The sequence below is a fragment of the Acidovorax sp. genome (assembly GCF_021287135.1).
GTDB lineage: Bacteria > Pseudomonadota > Gammaproteobacteria > Burkholderiales > Burkholderiaceae_C > Acidovorax.
In genome coordinates this window covers 1-24,481 of sequence record NZ_JAJTBB010000055.1, presented here as the reverse complement: position 1 = coordinate 24,481, position 24,481 = coordinate 1, and the positions used below count along the sequence as shown (strand labels likewise).

The following is a 24,481-nucleotide window of genomic DNA, read 5'->3' as shown; positions in this document are numbered from 1 at the left end:
AGGGGCCGCACTACAATCCGCGCCCATGGCAGTCAAACCCGCTTCCGCATCCGCTGAATATTCCGAAGGTTCCATCCGCGTGCTCAAGGGCCTGGAGCCCGTCAAGCAGCGCCCGGGCATGTACACCCGCACCGACAACCCCCTGCACATCATCCAGGAGGTGCTGGACAACGCCGCCGATGAGGCCCTGGCCGGCTTTGGCAAGAAGATCCGCGTCACGCTGCATGCCGACGGCTCGGTGAGCGTGGAGGACGATGGCCGGGGCATCCCGTTCGGCCTGCACCCTGAGGAGAAGGCCCCGGTGATCGAGCTGGTCTACACCCGCCTGCACGCGGGCGGCAAGTTCGACAAGGGCAAGGGCGGGGCCTACAGCTTCTCGGGCGGCCTGCACGGCGTGGGGGTGTCGGTCACCAATGCGCTGGCCACCCGGCTGGAGGTCACCAGCTTCCGCGAAGGCAAGGCGGCGCGGCTGGTGTTTTCCGCCGGCGACGTGGTGGAGCCCCTGGTGGTCCGCCCGCTGGAGGCCGGCGAGCGCAAGCAGGGCACCTCGGTGCGCGTGTGGCCCGACCCCAAGTACTTTGAATCCAGCACGCTGCCGCTGGGCGAGCTGACCCACCTGCTGCGCAGCAAGGCCGTGCTGATGCCGGGCGTGACCGTGCAGCTCGTCAACGAGAAAGCGCGCGACACCCAGACCTGGCAGTACAAGGGCGGCCTGCGCGACTACCTTGCCCAGACCCTTTCCGCCGACCCGGTGATTCCGCTGTTCGAAGGCGAAGGCTTTGCCGACAGCGGCAACGAGAGCTTTGCCGAAGGCGAAGGCGCGGCCTGGGCCGTGGCCTTCACGGAAGAGGGCGCTCCGGTGCGCGAGAGCTATGTCAACCTGATTCCCACCAGCGCCGGCGGCACGCACGACAGCGGCCTGCGCGACGGCCTGTTCAACGCGGTCAAGAGCTTCATCGAGCTGCACAGCCTGGCCCCCAAGGGCGTGAAGCTGCTGCCCGAGGACGTTTTTGCCCGCGCCAGCTACGTGCTGTCCGCCAAGGTGCTGGACCCGCAGTTCCAGGGCCAGATCAAGGAGCGCCTGAACTCCCGCGATGCGGTGCGGCTGGTCAGCGGCTTTGTGCGCCCGGCGCTGGAGCTGTGGCTGCACCAGCATGTGGAGTACGGCAAGAAGCTGGCCGAACTGGCCATCAAGGCCGCGCAGACCCGCCAGAAGGCCGGGCAGAAGGTGGAAAAGCGCAAGGGCTCCGGCGTGGCCGTGCTGCCCGGCAAGCTCACCGACTGCGAAAGCCGCGACATTCGCCACAACGAAGTGTTCCTGGTGGAGGGCGATTCGGCCGGCGGCAGCGCCAAGATGGGCCGCGACAAGGAGACCCAGGCCGTCCTCCCCCTGCGCGGCAAGGTGCTCAACACCTGGGAGGTGGAGCGCGACCGGCTGTTTGCCAACAACGAGATCCACGACATCTCCGTGGCCATCGGCGTGGATCCGCACGGGCCTGCCGACAGCCCCGACCTGAGCGGCCTGCGCTACGGCAAGATCTGCATCCTCTCCGACGCGGACGTGGACGGCTCGCACATCCAGGTGCTGCTGCTGACGCTGTTCTTCCGCCATTTTCCCAAGCTCATCGAGGCCGGCCATGTGTGCGTGGCGCGCCCGCCGCTGTTCCGTGTGGATGTGCCGGCCCGGGGCAAGAAGCCGGCCGCCAAGATGTACGCGCTGGACGACGGCGAACTCAACGCCATCCTCGACAAGTGCGCCAAGGACGGCGTGCCGCGCGAGAAATGCCAGATCAGCCGCTTCAAGGGCCTGGGCGAGATGAACGCGGAACAATTGTGGGAAACGACACTCAACCCGGACACCCGGCGCCTGCTGCCCGTGCAGTTCGGCAACCTGGACTTTGCCGCCACCGAAGGGCTCATCACCAAGCTCATGGGCAAGGGCGAAGCCGCGGCGCGCCGGGAACTGATGGAACTGCACGGCGACGCGGTCGAGATCGATATCTGACGCTTGCGGCGGCTGCAGTACGCCAAGATGCACTACCTCACCCACGGCCGCTGGCGCCACGTTTTCATCCTCCTGCTGCTGTGCCTGGCGCAGCAGAGGGCTCGCGCGGACCTGTGGGCGCGGGTGGATGAGCGCGGCGTGACGCACTTTGCCCCCGAGCAGGTGGACGCGCGGTACGAACTGTTTTTCCGGGGCCATGAGTTCGACTCGTCGCGCGACATGCCCGCGGGCGCACCGTCCCTGCCCCATGCGCTGCCGGCCGAGGGCGCACGCCTGCGGGCCTTTTTTGACATTGCGCCGGACTACAAGCGCGTCAAGCACCACCTGCGCGCCGCGGCCAGCCAGCATGGGGTGGACTACGAGCTCCTGCAGGCCGTGATTGCCACCGAATCCGGCTTTGACGCCGCAGCCGTCTCGCCCCGGGGCGCCGTGGGGCTCATGCAGGTCATGCCGGACACCGCCAGCCGCTTTGGCGTGCGCGCCGACACCCGCCGCAGCGTGGAGCAGAAGCTGGCCGACCCGGCCGTCAACGTGCCCACCGGCACGCGCTACCTGCGCTACCTGCTGGACCTGTTCCCCGGCCGCATCGACCTGGCGGTGGCGGCCTACAACGCGGGGGAGGGGGCCGTGCAGCGTGCCGGCAACCAGATTCCCGCCTTCAAGGAAACCCAGAACTACGTGCGCACGGTGCTCGGGCTGTATGCCCAGCTCAAGCCGCCGGACCTGGTGCGCACCCAGCGCGCCGCCACCGGCCGCGTGCGCATGGAGATCTCTGGCGGCGCCCACCTCCGCGGCAACCTGCCGTCCCCGGCGGCGCCGCGAGCGGGGGAGTTCCCCGCGGCCCGTGACTGAACCTTCTTAGCGAACGAATGAGCGACCAACCTATCTTGGATTTCACCTCTGCGGGCGACGGCGGCGCAGACGCCCTGGACCTGGGCGGCTATGCCCAGCGCGCCTACCTCGAATACGCCCTGTCGGTCGTCAAGGGCCGCGCGCTGCCCGACGTGTGCGACGGGCTGAAGCCCGTGCAGCGGCGCATCCTGTACGCCATGGACCAGATGGGCCTGGGCTACAGCGGACCCACGCGCAACACCCCGGCCAAGCCCGTCAAGAGCGCCCGCGTGGTGGGCGACGTGCTGGGCCGCTTCCACCCCCACGGCGACCAGTCGGCCTACGACGCGCTGGTGCGCATGGCGCAGGACTTTGCACAGCGCTACCCGCTGATCGACGGCCAGGGCAACTTCGGCAGCCGCGACGGCGATGGCGCCGCGGCCATGCGCTACACCGAGGCCCGCCTGTCGCGCATCACCACCTTGCTGCTCGACGAGATCGACGAAGGCACGGTCGACTTCATGCCCAACTACGACGGCAGCACGCAGGAGCCGCGCCAGCTGCCCGCCCGGCTGCCGTTTGCGCTGCTCAACGGCGCCAGCGGCATCGCTGTGGGCCTGGCCACCGAGATCCCGAGCCACAACCTGCGCGAGATCGCCGACGCCTGCATTGCGCTCATCAAGACCCCTGCGCTCAGCCAGGACGAACTGCTGGCCATCGTGCCGGGGCCGGACTACCCCGGCGGCGGCCAGATCATCAGCAGCCCTGGCGACATTGCCGACGCTTACCGCACGGGCCGTGGCAGCCTCAAGGTGCGTGCGCGCTGGAAGATCGAAGACCTGGCGCGCGGCCAGTGGCAGCTGGTGGTCAACGAGCTGCCGCCCGGCGTGAGCACGCAGCGGGTGCTGGAAGAGATCGAGGAAATCACCAACCCCAAAGTCAAGGCCGGCAAGAAGGCCCTGAGCCAGGAGCAGACCCAGCTCAAGGCCAGCATGCTGGCCGTGCTGGACGTGGTGCGCGACGAATCCAGCAAGGATGCGCCCGTGCGTCTGGTGTTCGAGCCCAAGACCGGCAAGACGCCCCAGCAGGAGCTGATCACCGCCCTGCTGGCGCACACCAGCCTGGAAACCTCGGCGCCCATCAACCTCACGATGGTGGGGCTGGACGGCAAGCCGGTGCAGAAGTCGCTGCGGCAGATGCTGGAAGAGTGGATCCAGTTCCGCCAGAACACCATCACGCGCCGCAGCCAGCACCGGCTGGACAAGGTGCTGGAGCGCATCCACATCCTCGAAGGGCGGCAGACCGTGCTGCTCAATATCGACGAGGTGATTGCCATCATCCGCCAGTCGGACGAGCCCAAGGCCGCGCTGATTGCGCGCTTCCACCTCAGCGACCGGCAGGCCGAGGACATCCTTGAAATCCGCCTGCGCCAGCTGGCGCGGCTCGAAGCCATCAAGATCGAGCAGGAGCTCAAGGAACTGCGCGAAAGCCAGGGCCGGCTCGAAGACATCCTGAACAACCCCAGCGCCTTGCGCCGCACCATGGTCAAGGAGATCGAGGCCGACGCCAAGACGTTTGCCGACCCCCGCCGCACGCTGATCCAGGCCGAGAAGAAGGCCGTGGCCGAGGTGAAGGTGGTGGACGAGCCCGTCACCGTGGTCGTCTCGCAAAAGGGCTGGGTGCGCGCGCGCACGGGCCACGGGCACGAGGCCGCCAGCTTCGCCTTCAAGGCGGGCGACGGCCTGTACGGCACGTTTGAATGCCGCACCGTGGACACGCTGCTGGCCTTTGGCAGCAACGGGCGGGTGTACTCGGTGCCGGTGTCGGTGTTGCCGGGCGCGCGCGGCGACGGCCAGCCCGTGACCACGCTGATTGAGCTGGAATCCGGTACGCAGCTGCTGCACTACTTTGCCGGCCCCGCCAGTGCCCAACTGCTGCTGGCCAACTCGGGCGGCTACGGATTCATCGCAGCGGTGGAAAACATGGTCTCGCGCCAGAAGGGCGGCAAGGCCTTCATCACCCTGGGCGAGGGCGAAACGGTGTGCGTGCCCTCGCACGTCGCGGGCACGTCGGGCGGCAAGCCCCTGGCCCCCGCCACGCATGTGGCGTGTGCGTCGGTGGGCGGGCGCATCCTGACCTTCGAGATCAGCGAGCTCAAGAGCATGGCCAACGGCGGCCGCGGCCTGATGCTCATCGACCTGGAGGACAAGGACCAGCTGGCCGGCGCCGCAGCCTACACCCGCAGCGTCCGCCTCGACGGCACCGGGCGCGGCGGCAAGCCGCGCGACGAAACGCTGGAGATCCGCAGCCTGAACAATGCGCGGGCGGCGCGCGGACGCAAGGGCAAGGCCGCTGACCTGGGGTTCAAGCCGGCGGCCGTGACGCGGGTGGAGTAAGCGCGGACCAGGGGGTGAGGAGGAGGTAAGGCCGGGCAAATTGCTCTTGTACTGCGGCGGGTTTGTGCGATAGTGGGAAAGCGAGCAACATAACGTTACAAACGAGCAAGGAGATTGGTATGCCCCGTCAGTTCCGAATGGCCCACAAGTTGTGGCTCGCGGTAGTCCTTATCGTGGTGTTGCTCGTGGCGGTGGTGGGGTTCTCCGGCTACCGCAGCGCACAGGTGCAGGCCCGCTCCGAGGCGGCGGCGCGGGACATGGAGGCCCGCGTGCAGGCGGCCATCACCTGGGCCGGCCTGACGGAGACGAACGCAGCCCGCACCCAGGCCCTGATCGTGAGCGGCGACCCGGCGGTGGAGGCCGAGTTCAAGGATGTGATCGCGGCCACGTCCGCCAAGATCAGCGAGGTGCAGAAATCGCTGGAATCGATGGCCCTGTCCGAGGCCGACAAGGCGCAGATGGGCAAGATCGCGGCGGCGCGCAAGACCATGATTGATCTGCGCGGCGAGGCCCGCAAGCTCAAGGCCGATGGCCAGCAGGAGCAGGCGGTCGCGCTGATCACGCAGAAATACAACCCCGCGGTGGCCGCCTACCTGGGCACGCTGCGCGAGTTCGTGCAACAGCAGCAGCAGAACGCAGTCGCCACGCAGGCGGCCATGGCGTCGGAGCGCATGCTCACGGTGAAGATCGCGGCCGTGGCGGTCGGCCTGCTGCTGCTGGCCATCATCGTCGGGGCCTACTACCTCATCAACAGCATCCAGCGCCCGCTGGAGCAGGCCAACGGGTTGGCCGAGCGGATCGCCGGCGGCGACCTGAGCCAGAGCGAACGGGTGACGCGGGGCGACGAGTTCGGCGACCTGCTGCGGTCGCTGTATGCGATGAGCGACGCCCTGGGCCGCATGGTGCACCAGGTGCGCCAGAGCACCGACAGCATCGCCATTGCCAGCGCAGAGATCGCCACGGGCAACCACGACCTGTCTGCGCGCACGGAGCAGACCTCCAGCAACCTGCAGCAGACCGCGGCGGCCATGGAGGAGTTCACCAGCACCATCCAGCAAAGCGCCGGCAGTGCCCAGCAAGCCAGCAGCCTGGCGGCAGGCGCCACCGGCGTGGCCCGGCGCGGCGGCGAGGTGGTGTCGCAGGTGGTGGCCACCATGGAGGACATCAACCACAGCAGCAAGAAGATCTCCGACATCATCGGCGTGATCGACGGCATCGCCTTCCAGACCAACATCCTGGCCCTGAATGCGGCGGTGGAGGCCGCCCGCGCGGGCGAGCAGGGCCGCGGCTTTGCCGTGGTGGCCAGCGAAGTGCGCAGCCTGGCCCAGCGCAGCGCCGAGGCGGCCAAGGAGATCAAGCAGCTGATCAACACCTCGGTGGAGAAGGTGGAGGCCGGCTCGCGCCTGGTGTCCGATGCGGGCGCCACCATGACGGACATCGTGCAGTCGGTGCAGCGGGTGACGGACATGATCGGCGAGATCACCGCGGCCTCTTCCGAGCAGAGCGCGGGCGTGGCGCAAGTGAACCAGGCCATCGGCAACCTGGACCAGATGACGCAGCAGAACGCCGCGCTGGTCGAGGAAAGCGCCGCCGCCGCCCAAAGCCTGCGCGAGCAGGCCGACCACCTGGCCCGCGAAGTGTCGCGCTTCAAGGTCAATGCGGCCAGCTACGGCCCGGCCCAGGCGGCCATCGGCGCCGCACGCGCATCGGCCGCCCGGCAGGCGGCTGCGCCTGCTGCGGCCCAGGGCCAGCCCAGTGCCGGCCCGGCCGCGGCACGGGCGCCAGCAACGGCCCCGCGCCTGGGCGCCGCAGCCGCACCCGCCGCAGCGGCCGTCCAGAAATCCGCCGCGGCACCGCGGCAGGCGGCCACAGCGCAGGTGGCCGAAGACGATTGGGAGAGCTTTTGAGCGCCGTGCGGCGCTATGAAAGAAGGAGCTTCCAGCGCTTGATGCACAAGGATTTCAAGGCGATTTAGCCTTCAAACCAAGAGCGGGCATGCGCGAGCAGCTCCTTTTTTGAGAGCGCTGTTTTTAAGCGCGCTGACCCGGCCGGCGCCGGGGATGCGCCGGCCTTTTGCGGGTTACGCGGGTTACGCGGGTTACACGGGTTACGCGAGTTCCGCGATCAGCTCGATTTCCACGCACGCGCCCAGCGGAATCTGCGCCACGCCAAAGGCGCTGCGCGCATGCACACCGGCTTCGCCAAACACCTGGCCCAGCAGCTCGCTGGCGCCGTTGGTCACCAGGTGCTGTTCGGTGAAGTCACCCGTGGAATTCACCAGGCTCATCACCTTGACGATGCGCTTGACGCGGTTCAGGTCGCCGCCGCAAGCGGCCTGCAGCGTGCCCATCAGGTCAATGGCCACGCCGCGTGCGGCCTGCTTGCCTTCCTCGGTGCCGATGTCGCGGCCAAACTGCGCGGTCCAGGGCTTGCCGTCCTTGCGGGCGATGTGGCCGCTCAGGAACACCAGGTTGCCGGTCTGCACGTAGGGCACGTAGGCCGCCGCGGGAACGGACACCGGGGGCAGGGTGATGTTGAGTTCTTTCAGCTTGTCGTAAACGCTCATGGTTTTTTCCTTGGTGGAAGCAATGAAGGGTGGGTGGGTGGGCCGTCGCCGGCACGGCGCGCGCACAGCGGCTGCGCCGCGCCGGGGTGGCGGGGAGTGTTACACACCCGGGGGCGCAGAATCCACCGGACGGCTGCGGCACGCCCCTTTAGCATCACCCCATGTCCACCATAAGCCTCCCTAATGCCGCGCCGCCCCAGGCGGAGGCCGCGGCCGCCGCGGCACCGGGGTGGTGGGCAGCGGCCTGGCTGCTGGGGGCCGTGGCAGGCGCGGCAGTGCAGCTGCAGCAGCCCTGGCTGTGGGCGGGGTGGGCCTATGCCGCGGTGCTGGCCGCGGCCTGCCTGGCCGTGGGGTGCGTGGCTGCGCTCTCGGGCCGGCGCCGGGGTGCAGCCGCCGCGTACGGAACCCGGGCGGCCAGCGTGCTGGCGCTGGGCGCGGGGTTCCTGGCCCTTTTTGCGCTGACCGGCCTGCGCGCCGTCGGCTACGCCAGCGACGGACTGGAGCCGGCGCTGGAGGGCCGGGACTTGCGCGTGACCGGCGTGGTGGCCGCCATGCCGCAGCGCAACGAGGCCGGCACGCGCCTGCGCCTGGACGTGGAGTCCGCCACCCTGGACGGCGCCGCCGTGCGGCTGCCGCGCAGCATCGACCTGGCCTGGTATGGCGGCCCGTTCCGCGATGCCGCCGGCCTGGCCGACCTGCAACGCCAGCCCCCCGCGCTGGTGGCCGGAGAGCGCTGGGCGCTGACCGTGCGGCTGAAGGCGCCGCACGGTGCGCGCAATCCCTACGGGTTTGATTTCGAACTGTGGATGTGGGAGCAGGGCGTGCAGGCCACGGGCTACGTGCGCGCCGGCCCCAAGGACGAGCCGCCGCAGCGGCTGGCGGCCACCGGGGCCCACCCGGTGGAGCGGGCGCGGCAGGCCGTGCGCGACGCCATCCTGGAGCGGCTGGATGGGCCGCAGGCCGATGGCGACGATCCGGCCCGGCTGCGGATTGCCGGTGTGGTGGCGGCCCTGGTGACGGGCGACCAGCGCGCCATCGACCGCGCCGACTGGGACGTGTTCCGCGCCACCGGCGTGGCGCACCTGATGAGCATCTCCGGCCTGCACATCACCCTGTTTGCCTGGCTGGCCGCCGCGGCCGTGGGGGCCCTGTGGCGCCGGTCCACGCGCTGCTGCCTGGCGGTGCCGGCGCCGTCGGCGGCGCTGGTGGCCGGGGTGGTGTTGGCGGCGGCCTATGCGCTGTTCAGCGGCTGGGGCGTGCCCGCGCAGCGCACGGTGATCATGCTGGCCGTGGTGGCCCTGCTGCGGCTCAGCGGCCGGCGCTGGCCCTGGCCCCAGGTCTGGCTGCTGGCGTGCGCGGCCGTGGTGGTGGCCGACCCCTGGGCGCTGGAGCAGGCGGGCTTCTGGCTGAGCTTTGTGGCCGTGGGGATTTTGTTTGCTACCAATTCAGTAGCTGCTGGCGCAGGTCCGGTGGGCGCCAGGGCACGGTTGTATGCGCTGTTCCGGGAGCAGTGGGTGGTGACCCTGGCGCTCACCCCGCTCACGTTGCTGCTGTTCGGGCAGATCTCGCTGGTGGGCTTTGTGGCCAATTTGGCGGCCATCCCGTGGGTCACGCTGGTGGTCACGCCGTTGGCGCTGGGCGGGGTGCTGTGGGCGCCGCTGTGGAGCCTGTCCGCCCTCAGCCTGCAGCCGCTGGCGGCGCTGCTGCAGTGGCTGGCGCAGTGGCCCTGGGCCGTGCTGTTCCTGCCCGCGGCGCCGCTGTGGGCGGGCGTCTGTGCCGTGGCGGGCGGCGCGCTGCTGGCAGCGCCTGTGCCCTGGCGCGTGCGGGCGCTGGCCCTGCCGCTGCTGTGGCCCGTGGCGGCCTGGCAGCCTGCGCGGCCGGCGCCGGGCCACTTCGAGCTGCTGGCCGCCGATATCGGCCAGGGCAACGCCGTGCTGGTCCGCACCGCCACGCATGCCCTGCTGTACGACGCCGGGCCGCGCTTTAGCCGCGAAAGCGATGCAGGCCACCGCGTGCTGGTGCCGCTGCTGCGGGCGCTCGGAGAGCGGCTGGACCTGGTCATGCTCAGCCACCGCGACGCGGACCACACGGGCGGCGCCGCCGCGGTGCTGGCCCAGCAGCCGCAGGCCGCGCTCAGCGGATCCATCGGCTCCGACGGCGCCCTGCAGGCGCTGCGGCCCGCCACCCCCTGCGTGGCGGGGCAGCAGTGGACTTGGGACGGCGTGCGGTTCGAGGTGCTCCACCCGCTGGCGCCGGATGCCGCCAGTGCCACGCCGCGCCCGAACACGCTCAGCTGCGTGCTGCGCATGGAGGCCGCGGCGCACGGCGCCGCGCCCGCGCCGGTGGCGCTGCTGGTGGGAGACATCGAGGCGGCGCAGGAGCAGGCCCTGCTGGCGCGCGGTGCCGGCGTGCACGCGGACCTGCTGCTGGTGCCCCACCACGGCAGCAAGACTTCGTCGACCCCGGCGTTCTTGCAGGCGGTCCAGCCGCGCACCGCTTTGGTGCAGTCGGGCTACCGCAACCGCTTCGGCCACCCGGCGGCCGAGGTGCTGGCGCGCTACGACGCGCTGGGCATTGCCGTGGTGGACTCGGCGCGCTGCGGCGCCGCCGCCTGGTCGTCGGAACAGCCTGCCGAAATCGGGTGCGAACGCGACCTGAATCCGCGCTACTGGCAGCACCGCCTGCCGCCCCGCAGCACGGCCGTCCGGTAAGCCCTGCGCGGGCGGCCAGCGCACGAATGCCGGAGTAAAAAAAGGGGTGGGCGCACAACTTGCTATCCTGTCCGCAGGAGGCCAGTTCATGCAGAAATTTGACGAGATGTACGCCATGCTGCCTTTCGATGGCAGCGATGTGCGTGAACACTACAAGCGCTATGCGCAGTGGTTGAGCAAACAGCCCCCTGACGTGATGCAGGCCCGCCGGGCCGAGGCCGAGATGATCTTCCGGCGCGTGGGCATCACCTTTGCCGTCTATGGCGCCAAGGACGAGGGCGGGGCCGGCAACGAGCGGCTCATCCCGTTCGACCTCATTCCCCGCATCATTCCCGCGCACGAGTGGAGCAGCATGCAGCAAGGGCTGGTGCAGCGCGTCACGGCCCTTAACCGCTTCATCCACGACGTGTACCACGGGCAGGACATCATCCGGGCCGGCGTCGTGCCCGCCGACCTCATCCTGAACAACGCGCAGTACCGGCGCGAGATGGCGGGCGTGCAGGTGCCGCAGAACATCTACGCCCACATCGCCGGCATCGACATCGTGCGCGCGCCCAACCCGCAGGGCCATGGCGAGTACTACGTGCTGGAGGACAACCTGCGCGTGCCCAGCGGCGTGAGCTACATGCTGGAAAACCGCAAGATGATGATGCGGCTGTTCCCCGAACTCTTCAGCCTGCACAAGGTGGCCCCCGTGGCCCACTACCCCGACCTGCTGCTCGAGACGCTGCGCGCCAGCGCCCCGCCCACCGCGGACGAGCCGACCGTGGTGGTGCTCACCCCGGGCATGCACAACAGCGCCTACTTCGAGCACGCCTTCCTTGCGCAGCAGATGGGCGTGGAGCTGGTCGAAGGGCAAGACCTGGTCGTCAAGGACAAGTTCGTGTACATGCGCACCACGCGCGGCCTGCAGCGCGTGGACGTGATCTACCGCCGCGTGGACGACGACTTCCTCGACCCGCAGGTGTTCCGCCCCAATTCCACCTTGGGTTGCTACGGCCTGATGGACGCCTACCGCGCGGGCAACGTGGGCATCTGCAACGCGGTAGGCACGGGGGTGGCCGACGACAAGTCCGTGTACCCCTATGTGCCCGAGATGATCCGCTTCTACCTGGGCGAAGAGCCCATCCTGAAGAACGTGCCCACCTGGATGTGCCGCAAGCCCGACGACCTGCAGTACGTGCTGGCGAACCTCAAGGACCTGGTGGTCAAGGAGGTGCACGGCGCCGGCGGCTACGGCATGCTCATCGGGCCGGCGGCGACGCAGGCCGAGATCGAGGACTTCCGCTGCGCCCTCATCGCCAACCCATCGGGCTACATCGCCCAGCCCACGCTCAGCCTGTCGAGCTGCCCCACCTACGTGGACAGCGGCATCGCCCCGCGCCACATCGACCTGCGCCCCTTCGTGCTCAGCGGCCGCGAGGTGCAGATGGTGGCCGGCGGCCTCACGCGCGTGGCGCTGCAGGAGGGATCGCTGGTGGTGAATTCGTCCCAGGGCGGCGGGACCAAGGACACCTGGGTGCTGGGCGAGGACTCGGCTGCCACGCAGTCCGCTTCCGGCGCCACGGGGCGGATGGCGCAATCCATGGGCGGCATGACACAAACACTGGGGGGATTTTGAAATGCTGAGCCGCACTGCCGACCATCTGTTCTGGATGTCCCGCTACACCGAGAGGGCAGAGAACACCGCCCGCATGCTCAATGTCAGCTACGAAACCTCGCTCCTGCCCCAGTCCGTTGACGTCGCGCAGGCGGGCTGGGAAGGTCTGCTGTCCATCAGCGAGCTGATTCCGGCCTACACCGCCCGGCACGGCGACGTGACGCCGCAGAAGGTGCTGGAGTTCATGGTGCGCGATGGCAACAACCCGTCGTCCATCCTGTCGTGCCTGCGCGCGGCCCGCGAGAACGCCCGCGCCGTGCGCGGCGCGCTCACCACCGAGGTGTGGGAAACGCAGAACCAGACCTGGCTGGAGCTGCACCGCCAGCTGGAAGGCGGCGCGTTCGAGCGCGATCCCGGCCAGTTCTTCGAATGGGTGAAATACCGCTCGCACCTCTCGCGCGGCGTGGTGCTGGGCACGATGCTGCAGGACGAGGCCTTCCACTTCCTGCGCATGGGCACGTTCCTGGAGCGGGCCGACAACACGGCGCGCCTGCTGGACGTGAAGTTCCACGCCGTGCAGAACGACTTTTTCGGCCGGGCGAACGAGCGCAACCAGGAAAACGACTTCTACCACTGGAGCGCCATCCTGCGCAGCGTCTCTGCCTTCGAGATCTACCGCAAGGTGTACCGCGACGTGATCACCCCGGGGCGGGTGGCCGACTTGCTGATCCTGCGCCGCGACATGCCGCGCTCGCTGCACGCCTGCATGCGCGAGGTGGTGGACAACCTGGCGGTGGTGGCCAACCAGCAGTCGGCAGAGACGCAGCGCCGTGCCGGGCGCCTGCTATCTGACCTGCAATACGGCCGCATCGACGAGATCCTGGCCACGGGGCTGCACGCCTTTCTGACCCAGTTCCTGGACCGGGTCAACGACCTGGGCGGCGGCATCAGCCGCGACTTCCTGGTCCTGGGCGCGGATTGACCGGCGGGCGCTGAGGAGGGGCCTCGGCGCTTGCCGCCGGGGCGGCCGTCAGCGCCCGGCCGGCCGCAGGCTGGCGACCACCGCGCGCACGTCGGCGATGGCGGAGTCGCGCAGCGCGTCGGTGCGCCAGCCCAGTTCGATGGCGAAGCGCGGCATCTCCACGGGGCAGGGCAGCACCTGCAGGCCGCTCATCTGCGCGATGGCATGCGCCGCATGGGCGGGCAGCGTGGCCACGGCGGGCGTGCCCTTGAGCCAATGGGGCAGGGCCGCGAAATGCGTGGTCGACGCAATCACGCGGCGCTTGTGCCCGGCGGCGGCCAGCACCTCGTCCACCACGCCGATGAAGCCGCCCGATGAGACGAGCACGTGGTCGCGGCGGACATACTCGGCCACAGAAAGGCTGCGCACCGCGCTCTTGCGCGCACGGGGGCGTGCGCGGCCCGGGGCTGCGTCCCCTGGGGGTGGAACTTCGGGGTCGATCAGGCAGGCATAGCCGCCTTCCCCCAGCGCCTCGTGGCTGAGCCAGCGCGTGGCCAGCCCCCCGGCGGTGATGGCCAGGTCGATCTCCCGGCCCATCAGCATCTCGGCCACGATCTGGCTGTGCGTCTGGCGGAAGGCCAGGCGCAAGCCGGGCGCGCGCCGGGCCACCGCGCGCAGGAGCGTGGGCCCCCAGGCCATCTCGAAATCGTCCGACATGCCGATGACCACGGAGCGGCCCTGGTAGCGCGCCGCAGGCGCGGCGCCCAGGGCCAGGCTCTCGCGGCATTTGTTCAGTGCCTCGCTGATGACGGGCTTGAGTTCCTGGGCCCGCAAGGTGGGCGCCAGCCCGCGCCCGGTGCGGGTGAACAGCGGGTCGCCATAGACGCGGCGCAGGCGGGCCAGGGCGGCGCTCACGGCCGACTGCGTCACCCCCAGCCGCAACGCAGCGCGCGTGGCGCTGCCTTCTTCATGCAGGGCCTCGAAAACGCGCAGGACGTTCAGGTCGAAACCGATATCAATACTGTTCATATCCATTAGCAATGATGGAGCGTTGATGAATCTTAGGGTTTTGGGAACACTGGCAGCTGTGTGATTTTTCCCGCGACCTGGACCGGAGCCCCGAACATGACCTTGACCACCGTTGCCGCCCTGCAGATGGGCGCATCCCCCCTTGGAACGCAGCAGACACTGGCCGACATCCTGGCCTATGAATCCGAGATCAAAGCCTCAGGTGCGCGCCTGGTGGTTCTGCCCGAGGCGTTGCTGGGCGGCTATCCCAAGGGCGAGATCTTTGGCACGCGCCTGGGCTACCGCCTGCCCGAAGGGCGCGAGGCGTTTGCCCGCTACCTTGCGGGCGCCATCAACGTGCCGGGGCCTGAGACGCAGGCCCTGGCAGAGCTGTCCGCCCGCACCCGCGCCACGCTGGTGCTGGGGGTGATCGAGCGCGCGGGCAGCACGCTGTACTGCACGGCCCTGTATTTCGACCCCGACCAGGGCCTGGTGGCCAAGCACCGCAAGCTCATGCCCACCGGCACGGAGCGCCTGATCTGGGGCATGGGCGACGGCTCCACGCTGCCGGTCATCGAGTCGGCCGCGGGCCGGGTGGGCGGCGCGATCTGCTGGGAGAACCACATGCCGCTGCTGCGCACCGCCATGTACGCCCAGGGCGTGCAGGTCTGGTGCGCCCCCACGGTGGACGAGCGCGACATCTGGCAGTGCTCCATGCGCCATATCGCTCACGAGGGGCGGTGCTTCGTGATCAGCGCCTGCCAGGTGCAGCCCTCGCCCCGCGCGCTGGGGATCGACGTTCCGGGCTGGGATGCCGACCGCCCGCTGATCCGTGGCAACAGCGTGATCGTGGGCCCGCTGGGCGAGGTGCTGGCCGGACCGCTGCAAGGCCAGGCCGGCTTGCTGGCGGCGCAGATCGACCTGGACGAGCTGGTGCGGGCCCGCTACGACTTCGACGTGGTCGGCCACTATGCCCGGCCCGACGTGTTCAGCCTGCAGGTGGACCGGCGGGCGAAGTCGACGGTAATGTTCCAGGACTGAGGGGGCAAAGAGGGACGCGCGCCGGCGGCTCCCGCGCGGTGTCAGCGCGGCCCGTTGCGCCGCTGCTCCCGCAGCATGAAGAGGTACAGGCTTTCCACCTTCTCGCGGGCCCAGGGCGTCTTGCGCAGGAATTTCAGGCTGGAGCTGACGCTGGGGTCGCTCTGGAAGCAGCGGACCGGGATGCGCTGGCCCAGTTCCTTCCAGCCGAAATGCTCCGATAGCGCCACCACCATGGCTTCCAGCGTGACGCCGTGCAGCGGGTTGCGGGGCTGGGCGGGGCGGGCGGGCGCATCGCCGGGCGGCGTGGAAGAGGATGGTGTGGAAGAGGGCGGCGCAGCAGGCGCGGTCGGCGGCGGGGTTTCGGCGGAATTCATGGCCCGGAGCATACAGACGCGGCACGCCCGGCGGGCGTGGGCCCCGGCGCTGGGCTGGAGGGAGGCGGCTACCCGTTGCGCTGCAAGTGCGCCTCGCGTTGGAACAGCTCCGCCGTCCAGTCCACAAAAGCGCGCACCTTGGCGCTGAGGTGGCGGTTGGGCGGGTACACCACGTAGACCGGCAGCGGCGGCTGCGTCCAGTCTGCCAGCAGTTGCACCAGCGCGCCGCTGTGCAGGTGGCGCTCGGCCTGCCAGGTGGTGATCTGGCCGATGCCCAGGCCCGCCAGGAGGGAGGTCACGTAGGCGTTGGCCTCGTTCACGCTCAATTGGTACGGCCCCGAAATGTCGATGGACTCAGAGTCCTTGCGGAACTCCAGCGGGTAGTGCCGCCCGGAGTGCGGCGAGAAATACAGCAGACTGCTGTGCTTCTCCTCGATCTCCAGCGGATGGCCGGGCGTGCCCTTGCGCGCCAGGTAGTCGGGCGATGCCACGGTGATGAACTCCAGGTTGCCCACGCGCCGCGCCACCAGGGACTGGTCGCTCAGCTCGCCGCCGCGGATCACGCAGTCCACGTTGTCGCCGATGAGGTCCACGATGCGGTCGCTCACCCCCAGGTCCACCTGGATGTCGGGGTAGCGGGCATGAAAATCCGCCAGGTTGGGAATGATGAGGAGCTGCGCCACCGAGGTGCCCACGTCCACCCGCAGCCGCCCGCGCGGGTTGGCGCGCGCGTTGGTCATGCTGGCCTCGATGTCGTCCAGGTCCGTCAGCAGGCGCACCGTGCGGTCGTAGTAGGCCGCGCCGTCGGCGGTCACGGTCACGCGGCGTGTCGTGCGGTTGAGCAGCTTCACGCGCAGGCGTGCCTCCAGCGCCTGGACGTGCTTGGTTACCGTGGCTTTGGGCAGCGAGAGCGAGTCGGCTGCCCGTGTGAACGTGCCCGCCTCCACCACCCGCACGAATATGCGCATGGCCTGTATCTGGTCCATGGCTTCTCCTTGAATCTGGAACTGCAGCACTCACCCGTGAGTGCTGAGGAATTCTCACACGCGAAGCCGCGCCCATTGTTAGCTGTTTGGAAACAGTGCGGTGGTGTTTCAACGGGTATATCCCGCGGGCACAAGCCGCTACATTCCATCCATCGTCAACCCACTGGACCCATGCCATGGAGCCCGACCGCCCGTCCTCTTCGCCGCCGCCGCTTGCCGACGCTGCCGCCAGCGGCCCCGCGTCAGCACCCGCGTCCCTTTGCGCGGACACCACCCTTGCGGTGGAGTCTGGCGAAGAGGTGGCGGTGCGCATGTACGGCCGCAAGAAGAAGAAAAAGGCCGAGCCGGCCGCGCCCGTGGTGGTGCACTTCCATGGCGGCGCCTTCGTGTCGGGTGATCTGGACAACGGCTGCACCGTGGCCACCATGCTCGAGGGCGCTGGCGCGGTGGTGGTGTCGGTGGCGTATCCGCTCTCGCCGTTTCCGCAACCGGTCAACACGGGCTACGAGGTGCTCAAGTGGGTGTACCGCCACCGGGCCAAGCTGGCCGGGCAGGGCGCGCAGGTGTACCTGGCGGGCGAGGAGGCCGGCGGCAACCTGGCCGCAGCGGTGGGCCTGATGGCACGCGACCAGTCGCACCCGCCGCTGGCGGGGCAGATCCTGCTGTCGCCCATGCTGGATCCCTGCGTGGGAACGGCCTCGCTGCGGGAAGCGACGGGGCATGCCACGGGCTGCAAGTGGGCCGAAGGATGGGCCAATTTCCTGCGGGGGCCGCGCGATGCCGAGCACCCCTACGCCGTGCCGGCGGGAGCGCTTCGCCTGGCGAGCCTGCCCCCGACACTGATTCTGGTGGGGGACACCGATCCCATGCACGACGAAGCCGTGGCGTATGCCGCGCGGCTCAAGGCCGCGGGGCTGCAGGTTACCTGCCACGTGTTTTCGAAGGTGGCGCAGTGGCCGGACGCCCTGCTGCAGACCGGCGCGCACGAATGCCCCTGCGCGGCCGCGGCCCAGGACCAGTTTCGGCGGTTCTTTGAGGCCACCCGATGTCCGGTGCCTTCCTGACAGAGCCCCTGGCCGCAGAAAGTGCTTGACCTCAACTTGAGTTGAGGTTTGATACTGCGGCCTCCCCACCAGCCATCCCTGGTTTCCTGACGCATTTTTCCGGCCCCTCGTGCCGGAGGGCGTTGCCTTGCCTGCATCTCTCTGCGCGCGCCGTCCACAAGCCGGCGTGCCGGGTTACTGACGCCAACTACACGGAGGACATCACCGCATGAGCCCAGCATTTCGCTTTTCTTCGCCTGCCACGGCCCGCCACGGCCTGTGTCGCAGCAGCGCTGCCGGCCGCCGCGCCGGCGCTTGACTCTTTCACCGTGTCAATGCGGAGACTGCGCCCGCGCCGATCCCGCTGACCCGGTTGCGCCCCGTGTCCCGGCTGTTGCCGGGCGCGGAACCTGCCCCCTCCCGGCCCGCCACGAAGGCGGGCCCCAACGATTGAATGCCATGACCATGAACTCTCAACCGCTTTCCAAAAAGGGCCGCCCCCTGGGCCTGGCCACCCTCGCCACTGCCGTGACGGCCGCCGTCGCTGCGCTGGTCCTCGTCTTCCAGTCGCCCACGGCCCAGGCCAATGGCGAGGCCGCCGCACCGCCTGCCATGCCGGTGTCCGTGGCGGCCGTGGTGCAAAAGGACATTGCCCTGTGGGACGAGTTCTCCGGCCGGCTGGAAGCCGTGCAGCGGGTGGACGTGCGGCCCCGCGTCTCTGGCGCGGTGCAGGCCGTGCATTTCCGCGAGGGCTCGCTCGTCAAGCAGGGCGACCTGCTGTTCACCGTGGACCCCGCCCCCTATGCCGCCGAGGTGGACCGTGCCGAGGCCCAGGTCGTGGCCGCGCAGGCGCGCCTGTCGTACACCCGCAGCGAGCTGGAGCGCGCCACGCGCCTGCTGGAGGACAAGGCCATCGCCCAGCGTGAGCACGACGAGCGCCAGAATGCCCAGCGCGAGGCCGACGCCAACCTGCGCGCCGCCCAGGCCGCGCTGCAGACGGCCAAGCTGAACCTCTCGTACACCCAGGTGCGCGCGCCCATCGCGGGCCGCGTGGGCCGCATCGAGGTCACCGTGGGCAACCTGGTGGGCTCGGGCGCCGGCGCGCCGGTGCTGACCACGCTGGTGTCGGTGAGCCCCATCTACGCCAGCTTCGACACCGACGAGCAGATCGTGGTGAAGGCGTTGCAAGACTTGCAAAGCGGCGCCAAGGGGCAGAGCGCCCGCCAGCTGATTGAACGCATTCCCGTGCAGATGGGCACCGGCACCACGGGCGGCACGCCCCATGCGGGCCGCCTGCAGCTCATCGACAACCAGGTGGATGCGAAGAGCGGCACGGTGCGCGTGCGCGCCGTGTTCGACAACGAGGACGGCGCGCTCATCCCCGGCCAGTTCGCGCGCATCCGCATGGGCCAGGCGCGTGAGAGCCAGGCGCTGCTCATCAACGAGCGTGCCGTCGGCACCGACCAGAACAAGAAGTTCGTGATGGTGGTGGGTGAAGGCAACAAGGCCGAGTACCGCGAGGTCACGCTGGGCGCGCCCATCGACGGCCTGCGCGTGGTCACCTCGGGCCTCAAGGCGGGCGAGAACATCGTTGTGAACGGCTTGCAGCGCGTGCGGCCTGGCGCAGTGGTGGCGCCCCAGCCCGTGCCCATGACGGCCAAGGCCGAGCTGGCGAGCGACCCGAAGCAAGCCAAGAACCACAACACCACCAAATCGCCGGCCGCCTGAGCACGGGCAGGAGCGACCCCAGGAATTTGCATCCATGAACCTGTCCCGCTTTTTCATCGACCGCCCCATCTTTGCGGGGGTGCTGTCGGTGCTCATCTTCCTTTCCGGGCTGATCGCGCTGCGCGGCCTGCCCATCTCCGAGTACCCCGAGGTGGCGCCGCCGTCGGTGGTGGTGCGCGCGCAGTACCCGGGCGCCAACCCCAAGGTGATTGCCGAGACCGTGGCCACGCCGCTGGAGGAATCCATCAACGGCGTGGAAGGCATGCTCTACATGGGCAGCCAGGCCACCACTGACGGCGTGATGACGCTCACCGTCACCTTCGCGCTGGGCACCGACCCCGACAAGGCCCAGCAGCTGGTGCAGAACCGCGTCTCGCAGGCCGAGCCGCGCCTGCCCGAGGAAGTGCGCCGCCTGGGCGTGACCACCGTGAAGAGCGCGCCCGACCTGACCATGGTGGTCCACCTGGTCTCGCCCAATAACCGCTACGACATCGACTACCTGCGCAACTACGCCGTGCTCAACGTGAAGGACCGCCTCGCGCGCATCCAGGGCGTGGGCCAGGTGCAGGTGTTTGGCGGTGGTGACTATTCCATGCGTGTGTGGCTCGACCCGCAGAAGGTCGCGCAGCGCGGCCTCTCGGCCAGCGACGTGGTGGCCGCCATCCGCGGCCAGAACGTGCAGGCCGCAGCCGGCGTGGTGGGCGCATCGCCCGGCCTGCCCGGCGTGGACCTGCAGCTGTCCATCAACGCCCAGGGCCGCCTCACCACGGAGGAGGAGTTTGGCGACATCATCGTCAAGACCGGCGCCGATGGCGCGGTGACGCGCCTGCGGGACATCGCCCGCCTGGAGCTCGGCGCGGCCGATTACTCGCTGCGTTCGCTGCTCAACAACGACCCGGCTGTGGGCATGGGCGTTTTCCAGGCGCCGGGTTCCAACGCGCTGGACATCTCGGCCAACGTGCGCAAGACCATGGACGAGCTGCAGAAGAACATGCCCGAGGGCGTGGAATTCCGCATTGCCTACGACCCCACGCAGTTCGTGCGTGCCTCCATCCAGTCCGTGATCCATACGCTGCTGGAAGCCATCGCTCTGGTGGTGATTGTGGTGATCCTGTTCCTGCAGACCTGGCGCGCGTCCATCATCCCGCTGCTGGCCGTGCCGGTGTCGGTGGTGGGCACGTTCGCGGTGCTGCACCTGCTGGGCTTTTCGATCAACGCATTGAGCCTGTTCGGGCTGGTGCTGGCCATCGGCATCGTGGTGGACGACGCCATCGTGGTGGTGGAGAACGTGGAGCGCAACATCGAGGCCGGCCTGACGCCGCGCGAGGCCACCTACCGCGCCATGCGCGAGGTGAGCGGTCCCATCATCGCCATTGCGCTGGTGCTCACGGCCGTGTTTGTGCCGCTGGCCTTCATCAGCGGGCTCACGGGGCAGTTCTACCGGCAGTTTGCGGTGACGATCGCGATCTCGACGGTGATCTCGGCCATCAACTCGCTGACCTTGTCGCCGGCGCTGTCCGCGCTCTTGCTGCGCGGCCACGATGAGCCCAAGGATGCGCTCACGCGCGGCATGGACAAGGTGCTGGGCGGATTCTTCCGCCGCTTCAACCGCGTGTTCCACCGCGGCTCGCAGGCGTACAGCGGCGGCGTGCAGCGGGTCATCGGCCGCAAGGCGCTGATGCTGGCCATCTATGGCGCGCTGGTGTTCGCCACCTGGGGCCTGTTCAAGATCGTGCCCGGCGGCTTCGTGCCCGCGCAGGACAAGCAGTACCTGGTGGGCTTTGCGCAGCTGCCCGACGGCGCCACGCTGGACCGCACCGAGGACGTGATCCGCCGCATGGGTGACATCGTCAAGCAGAACCCGAACGTGGAAGACGCCATCGCCTTCCCCGGCCTGTCGATCAACGGCTTCACCAACAGCTCCAACTCCGGCATCGTGTTCGTGTCGCTCAAGCCCTTTGCTGAGCGCACCCGCGCCGACCAGAGCGGCGGGGCCGTGGCCGGCCAGTTGAACCAGGCGTTCGGCAGCATCCAGGACGCCTTCATCGCCATGTTCCCGCCGCCCCCGGTGGCAGGCCTGGGCACGACCGGCGGCTTCAAGCTGCAGATCGAGGACCGCGCGTCGCTGGGCTACGAGGCCATGGACGCGGCCGTGAAGGCCTTCATGGGCAAGGCCTACCAGACGCCCGAGCTGGCCGGCCTGTTCACCAGCTGGCAGGTCAACGTGCCGCAGCTGTATGCCAACATCGACCGCACCAAGGCGCGCCAGCTGGGCGTGCCGGTGACGGACATCTTCGAGACGCTGCAGATCTACCTGGGCAGCCTGTACGTGAACGACTTCAACCAGTTCGGCCGCACCTACAGCGTGCGTGCGCAGGCCGATGCCTCGTACCGCGCGCGGGCCGAGGACGTGGCACTGCTCAAGGTGCGCTCGGCCACCGGCGAGATGGTGCCGCTGTCCGCGCTGATGAAGATCGAGCCCAGCTTCGGCCCGGAGCGCGCCATGCGCTACAACGGTTTCCTGTCGGCCGACGTGAACGGCGGGCCCGCGCCCGGCTTCTCGTCGGGCCAGGCGCAGGCCGCCGTGGAGCGCATCGCCGCCGAGACGCTGCCCCCCGGCATCACGTTCGAATGGACCGAGCTGACCTATCAGGAGATCCTGGCCGGCAACTCCGCCGTGCTGGTGTTCCCGCTGGCCATCCTGCTGGTGTTTCTGGTGCTGGCCGCGCAGTACGAAAGCCTCACGCTGCCCATCGCCATCATCCTGATCGTGCCCATGGGCATCCTGGCCGCGATGACGGGCGTGTGGCTCACCAAGGGCGACAACAACGTGTTCACGCAGATCGGGCTCATCGTGCTGGTGGGGCTGTCGGCCAAGAACGCGATCCTGATCGTGGAGTTCGCCCGCGAACTGGAGTTTGCAGGGCGCACCCCCGTGCAGGCCGCCATCGAGGCCAGCCGCCTGCGGCTGCGCCCCATCCTGATGACCTCGCTGGCCTTCGTGATGGGCGTGCTACCCCTGGTGCTGTCCACCGGCGCGGGCGCCGAAATGCGCAGCGCCATGGGCGTGGCGGTGTTCGCCGGAATGATCGGGGTGACGGCCTTCGGCCTGTTCCTCACGCCCGTGTTCTACGTGCTGCTGCGCAAGCTGGCCGGCAACCGCCCGCTGGTGGAGCATGGCGCGCACGTGGCGCCTATCTCGCACACGCCGGGCAGTGGTGGCACCGCGCACCCCGTGCTCGCTGCGCCCCGCAAGGAGCACGCGTAATGCCCCACCCCACGACAAAGGCTGTGACCGCCGCCTTCAACGCCCACCCCGCTGCGCTACCCCAGGCCGCAGCGGTGCTGGGAGGAGACCCAACATGACCGAATTGCAGATGAAGAACCCGAACGATCTGGCCCCTGCCGTGCGCAAGCGCAGCCTGCTCGCGCCCCTGGCCGCGGCCCTGGTGCTGGCCGGCTGCATGACGCAGCCCGTGGTGCCCGCGCCGCACGCTGGCGTGCCCGTGCCCGCCCACTTCGCGGGGGGCGCGGGGCTGGACGGTGGCGCAGCGGGAGCGGCAGCGCTGCCGGCCGCCCCCTGGACCGTGGCCCCGCCCGCCGAGGCCCAGCCGCGCGGCGAGTGGTGGCTGGGCTTTCAAGACCCCGTGCTGGCCGATCTGGTGCAGCGCGCGGGCACTGCCAACACCAGCATCCAGCAGGCCGCCGCGCGCCTGGCCGAGGCGCGAACCCTGCTGCGCTCGGCCGACGCCGCGCGCTCGGTGCAGGTGGGGGCTTCGGCCGGCGTCGCGCGCCAGGCAGGTGCCGGCACCACGGGCAGCGCAGCGCCCTCCACGCTGGGCACGGCGGGCCTGAACGCTTCGTATGAACTGGACCTGTTCGGCCGCCTCTCGCAAACCAGCGACGCCGCGCGCCTGGACGCGGACGCCCGCGAAGCCCTGCTGCAGAGCACGCGCCTCATGGTGCAGGCCGATGTGGCGCAAACCTATCTGCAGCTGCGCGCCGTGCAGGCCGAACAGGTGCTGGTGCAGGAAAGCCTGTCCGCCTACCAGGACACGCTGCGCCTCACCCAGCGCCGCCTGCAGGCGGGCGACGTGGCCGAGCTGGACGTGGCGCGCGTGCAGACCGAGGTGGCCGCCACCGAATCCGATGCATTGGCTTTGCAGCGCCAGCAGGCCCTGCTGACCAACGCCCTGGCCGTGCTGGTGGGCGAGGTGGCCAGCGGCTTTGTGTTGCCCCCCGCCACGGGCGATGCCGCGCTGCCCGTGATCCCGCCCGGCGTGCCGGGCACCGTGCTGGCCCGCCGCCCTGACGTGTCCGCCGCCCAGTCTGCCGTGCTCGCCGCGCAGGCCCGCGTGGGCGTGGCGCAAAAGGCGTGGTTCCCGGCCGTTACGCTCACCGGCAATGCGGGGCATGCGTCGCCGGAGCTGGGCGACCTGTTCAAGTGGTCGGCCCGCGCCTGGGGCGTGAGCGCGCTGCTGTCGCTGCCGATCTTTGACGGCGGCCAGCGCGATGCGCAGATTGAGGGCGCCAAGGCGCGCCTGGAGGCTGCGCTGGCGGACCACCGGGGTCAGGTGCTCAACGCGTTTCGTGACGTGGAGGATCAGCTGACCTCGCTGCGTCTGCTCTCGGGCCAGGCCGAGGCGCAGGCCCGTGCGGTGACCGCCGCGCGCCGGGCCACGCAGCTGTCGGATGCGCGGTATCGCAATGGTTTGGTGAGCCAGCTGGAACTGCTGGATGCGCGGCGCAGCGAGCTGCGCAATCGGCGGCAGGAGCTGCAGGTGCGGACGGCGCAGTATGTGGCGACGGTGGGGTTGATTCGGGCGCTCGGTGGGGGGTGGGGGGATCAGCCGGTTGTGAATGTGGCGCAGGTGTCGCCGTAGTTTTTTGGATGTTTTTGGCCTCTGGCGCTTGTCTGCAAAGCGCTGGAAGCTATTGTTTTTGTAGCTTTGGCCATTCTGTCCGTTCGGGCTGAGCTTGCCTGTCCTGAGCTTGTCGAAGGGGTGAAACCGGGGCAGCGTCTCCACCCGTTCGGGCTGAGCTTGTCGAAGCCGGGGCGAGCGGGTTTAAGAAGCATGCTTAGGTTGGGTGCGGGAGCCGGGTCTCGGCCCGGCGGCCGAGGTACTTGTTCTTTGCTTCGCTGTTCAGACCGGACACATGGTTAACAGGTGTGCGGGGACATGGTTTACAGATTTGATTAAACGGCTTCGGTGTCGGTCAGGTCAATCACC

Annotated in this window: 16 protein-coding genes; 12 read left to right on the top strand and 4 right to left on the bottom strand. The window is 69.3% G+C overall.

The window, feature by feature from the left end; translation table 11 throughout:
- The first annotated feature begins 25 nt into the window (after positions 1-25).
- The 4 genes from LWW96_RS13310 (at position 26) to LWW96_RS13295 (ending at position 7,139) form a co-directional block, all read left to right on the top strand.
- Positions 26-2,005: a DNA topoisomerase IV subunit B gene (locus LWW96_RS13310; protein WP_291487736.1), complete on the top strand. Its 1,980-nt coding sequence runs from the start codon at positions 26-28 to the stop codon at positions 2,003-2,005.
- A 27-nt stretch (positions 2,006-2,032) separates the two neighbouring features.
- Complete coding sequence (locus tag LWW96_RS13305; RefSeq protein WP_291487734.1) at positions 2,033-2,857, top strand: lytic transglycosylase domain-containing protein; 825 nt, start codon at positions 2,033-2,035, stop codon at positions 2,855-2,857.
- A gap of 17 nt (positions 2,858-2,874) precedes the next feature.
- Positions 2,875-5,232: a DNA topoisomerase IV subunit A gene (gene parC, locus LWW96_RS13300; RefSeq protein ID WP_291487732.1), complete on the top strand. Its 2,358-nt coding sequence runs from the start codon at positions 2,875-2,877 to the stop codon at positions 5,230-5,232.
- A 119-nt stretch (positions 5,233-5,351) separates the two neighbouring features.
- Positions 5,352-7,139, top strand: a complete 1,788-nt coding sequence (locus LWW96_RS13295; protein ID WP_291487730.1) for a methyl-accepting chemotaxis protein — start codon at positions 5,352-5,354, stop codon at positions 7,137-7,139.
- 200 nt (positions 7,140-7,339) lie between these two features.
- Here the strand turns inward: LWW96_RS13295 and LWW96_RS13290 are convergent, their stop codons facing one another.
- Entirely contained in the window at positions 7,340-7,798 is a 459-nt protein-coding gene (locus LWW96_RS13290; protein WP_291487728.1) for a RidA family protein, read from the bottom strand.
- Between the two features lie 161 nt (positions 7,799-7,959).
- Here LWW96_RS13290 and LWW96_RS13285 point away from each other — a divergent pair, with 161 nt between their 5' ends.
- From LWW96_RS13285 to LWW96_RS13275, 3 genes are all read left to right on the top strand, one after another.
- Positions 7,960-10,509: a DNA internalization-related competence protein ComEC/Rec2 gene (locus LWW96_RS13285; RefSeq protein WP_291487726.1), complete on the top strand. Its 2,550-nt coding sequence runs from the start codon at positions 7,960-7,962 to the stop codon at positions 10,507-10,509.
- An 88-nt stretch (positions 10,510-10,597) separates the two neighbouring features.
- Complete coding sequence (locus LWW96_RS13280; protein ID WP_291487723.1) at positions 10,598-12,130, top strand: circularly permuted type 2 ATP-grasp protein; 1,533 nt, start codon at positions 10,598-10,600, stop codon at positions 12,128-12,130.
- Position 12,131: 1 nt separating this feature from the next.
- The gene (locus tag LWW96_RS13275; RefSeq protein WP_291487721.1) at positions 12,132-13,091 is read left to right on the top strand and encodes an alpha-E domain-containing protein; all 960 of its coding nucleotides are present in this window, start codon (positions 12,132-12,134) and stop codon (positions 13,089-13,091) included.
- Between the two features lie 48 nt (positions 13,092-13,139).
- On the opposite strand, the gene LWW96_RS13270 is transcribed toward LWW96_RS13275, so the two are convergent.
- Positions 13,140-14,099: a LysR family transcriptional regulator gene (locus LWW96_RS13270; protein WP_291487719.1), complete on the bottom strand. Its 960-nt coding sequence runs from the start codon at positions 14,097-14,099 to the stop codon at positions 13,140-13,142.
- 96 nt (positions 14,100-14,195) lie between these two features.
- On the opposite strand from LWW96_RS13270, the gene LWW96_RS13265 reads away from it, so the two are divergent.
- Positions 14,196-15,119, top strand: a complete 924-nt coding sequence (locus tag LWW96_RS13265; protein WP_291487717.1) for a carbon-nitrogen hydrolase family protein — start codon at positions 14,196-14,198, stop codon at positions 15,117-15,119.
- Between the two features lie 41 nt (positions 15,120-15,160).
- Here the strand turns inward: LWW96_RS13265 and LWW96_RS13260 are convergent, their stop codons facing one another.
- Entirely contained in the window at positions 15,161-15,493 is a 333-nt protein-coding gene (locus LWW96_RS13260) for a VF530 family protein (protein WP_291487715.1), read from the bottom strand.
- Between the two features lie 68 nt (positions 15,494-15,561).
- The gene (locus tag LWW96_RS13255; protein WP_291487713.1) at positions 15,562-16,479 is read right to left on the bottom strand and encodes a LysR family transcriptional regulator; all 918 of its coding nucleotides are present in this window, start codon (positions 16,477-16,479) and stop codon (positions 15,562-15,564) included.
- Positions 16,480-16,655: 176 nt separating this feature from the next.
- Between LWW96_RS13255 and LWW96_RS13250 the strand changes: the two genes are divergently transcribed.
- From LWW96_RS13250 to LWW96_RS13235, 4 genes are all read left to right on the top strand, one after another.
- Entirely contained in the window at positions 16,656-17,543 is an 888-nt protein-coding gene (locus tag LWW96_RS13250) for an alpha/beta hydrolase (protein ID WP_291487711.1), read from the top strand.
- Positions 17,544-17,987: 444 nt separating this feature from the next.
- On the top strand, positions 17,988-19,250 hold the full coding sequence (locus LWW96_RS13245) for an efflux RND transporter periplasmic adaptor subunit (protein ID WP_291487709.1): 1,263 nt from the start codon (positions 17,988-17,990) through the stop codon (positions 19,248-19,250).
- Positions 19,251-19,284: 34 nt separating this feature from the next.
- Positions 19,285-22,518: an efflux RND transporter permease subunit gene (locus tag LWW96_RS13240; protein ID WP_291487708.1), complete on the top strand. Its 3,234-nt coding sequence runs from the start codon at positions 19,285-19,287 to the stop codon at positions 22,516-22,518.
- 94 nt (positions 22,519-22,612) lie between these two features.
- Positions 22,613-24,133 carry an efflux transporter outer membrane subunit gene (locus tag LWW96_RS13235; RefSeq protein WP_291487707.1) on the top strand — a complete coding sequence of 507 codons (1,521 nt, stop codon included), beginning with the start codon at positions 22,613-22,615 and terminating at the stop codon, positions 24,131-24,133.
- Positions 24,134-24,481 lie beyond the last annotated feature (348 nt).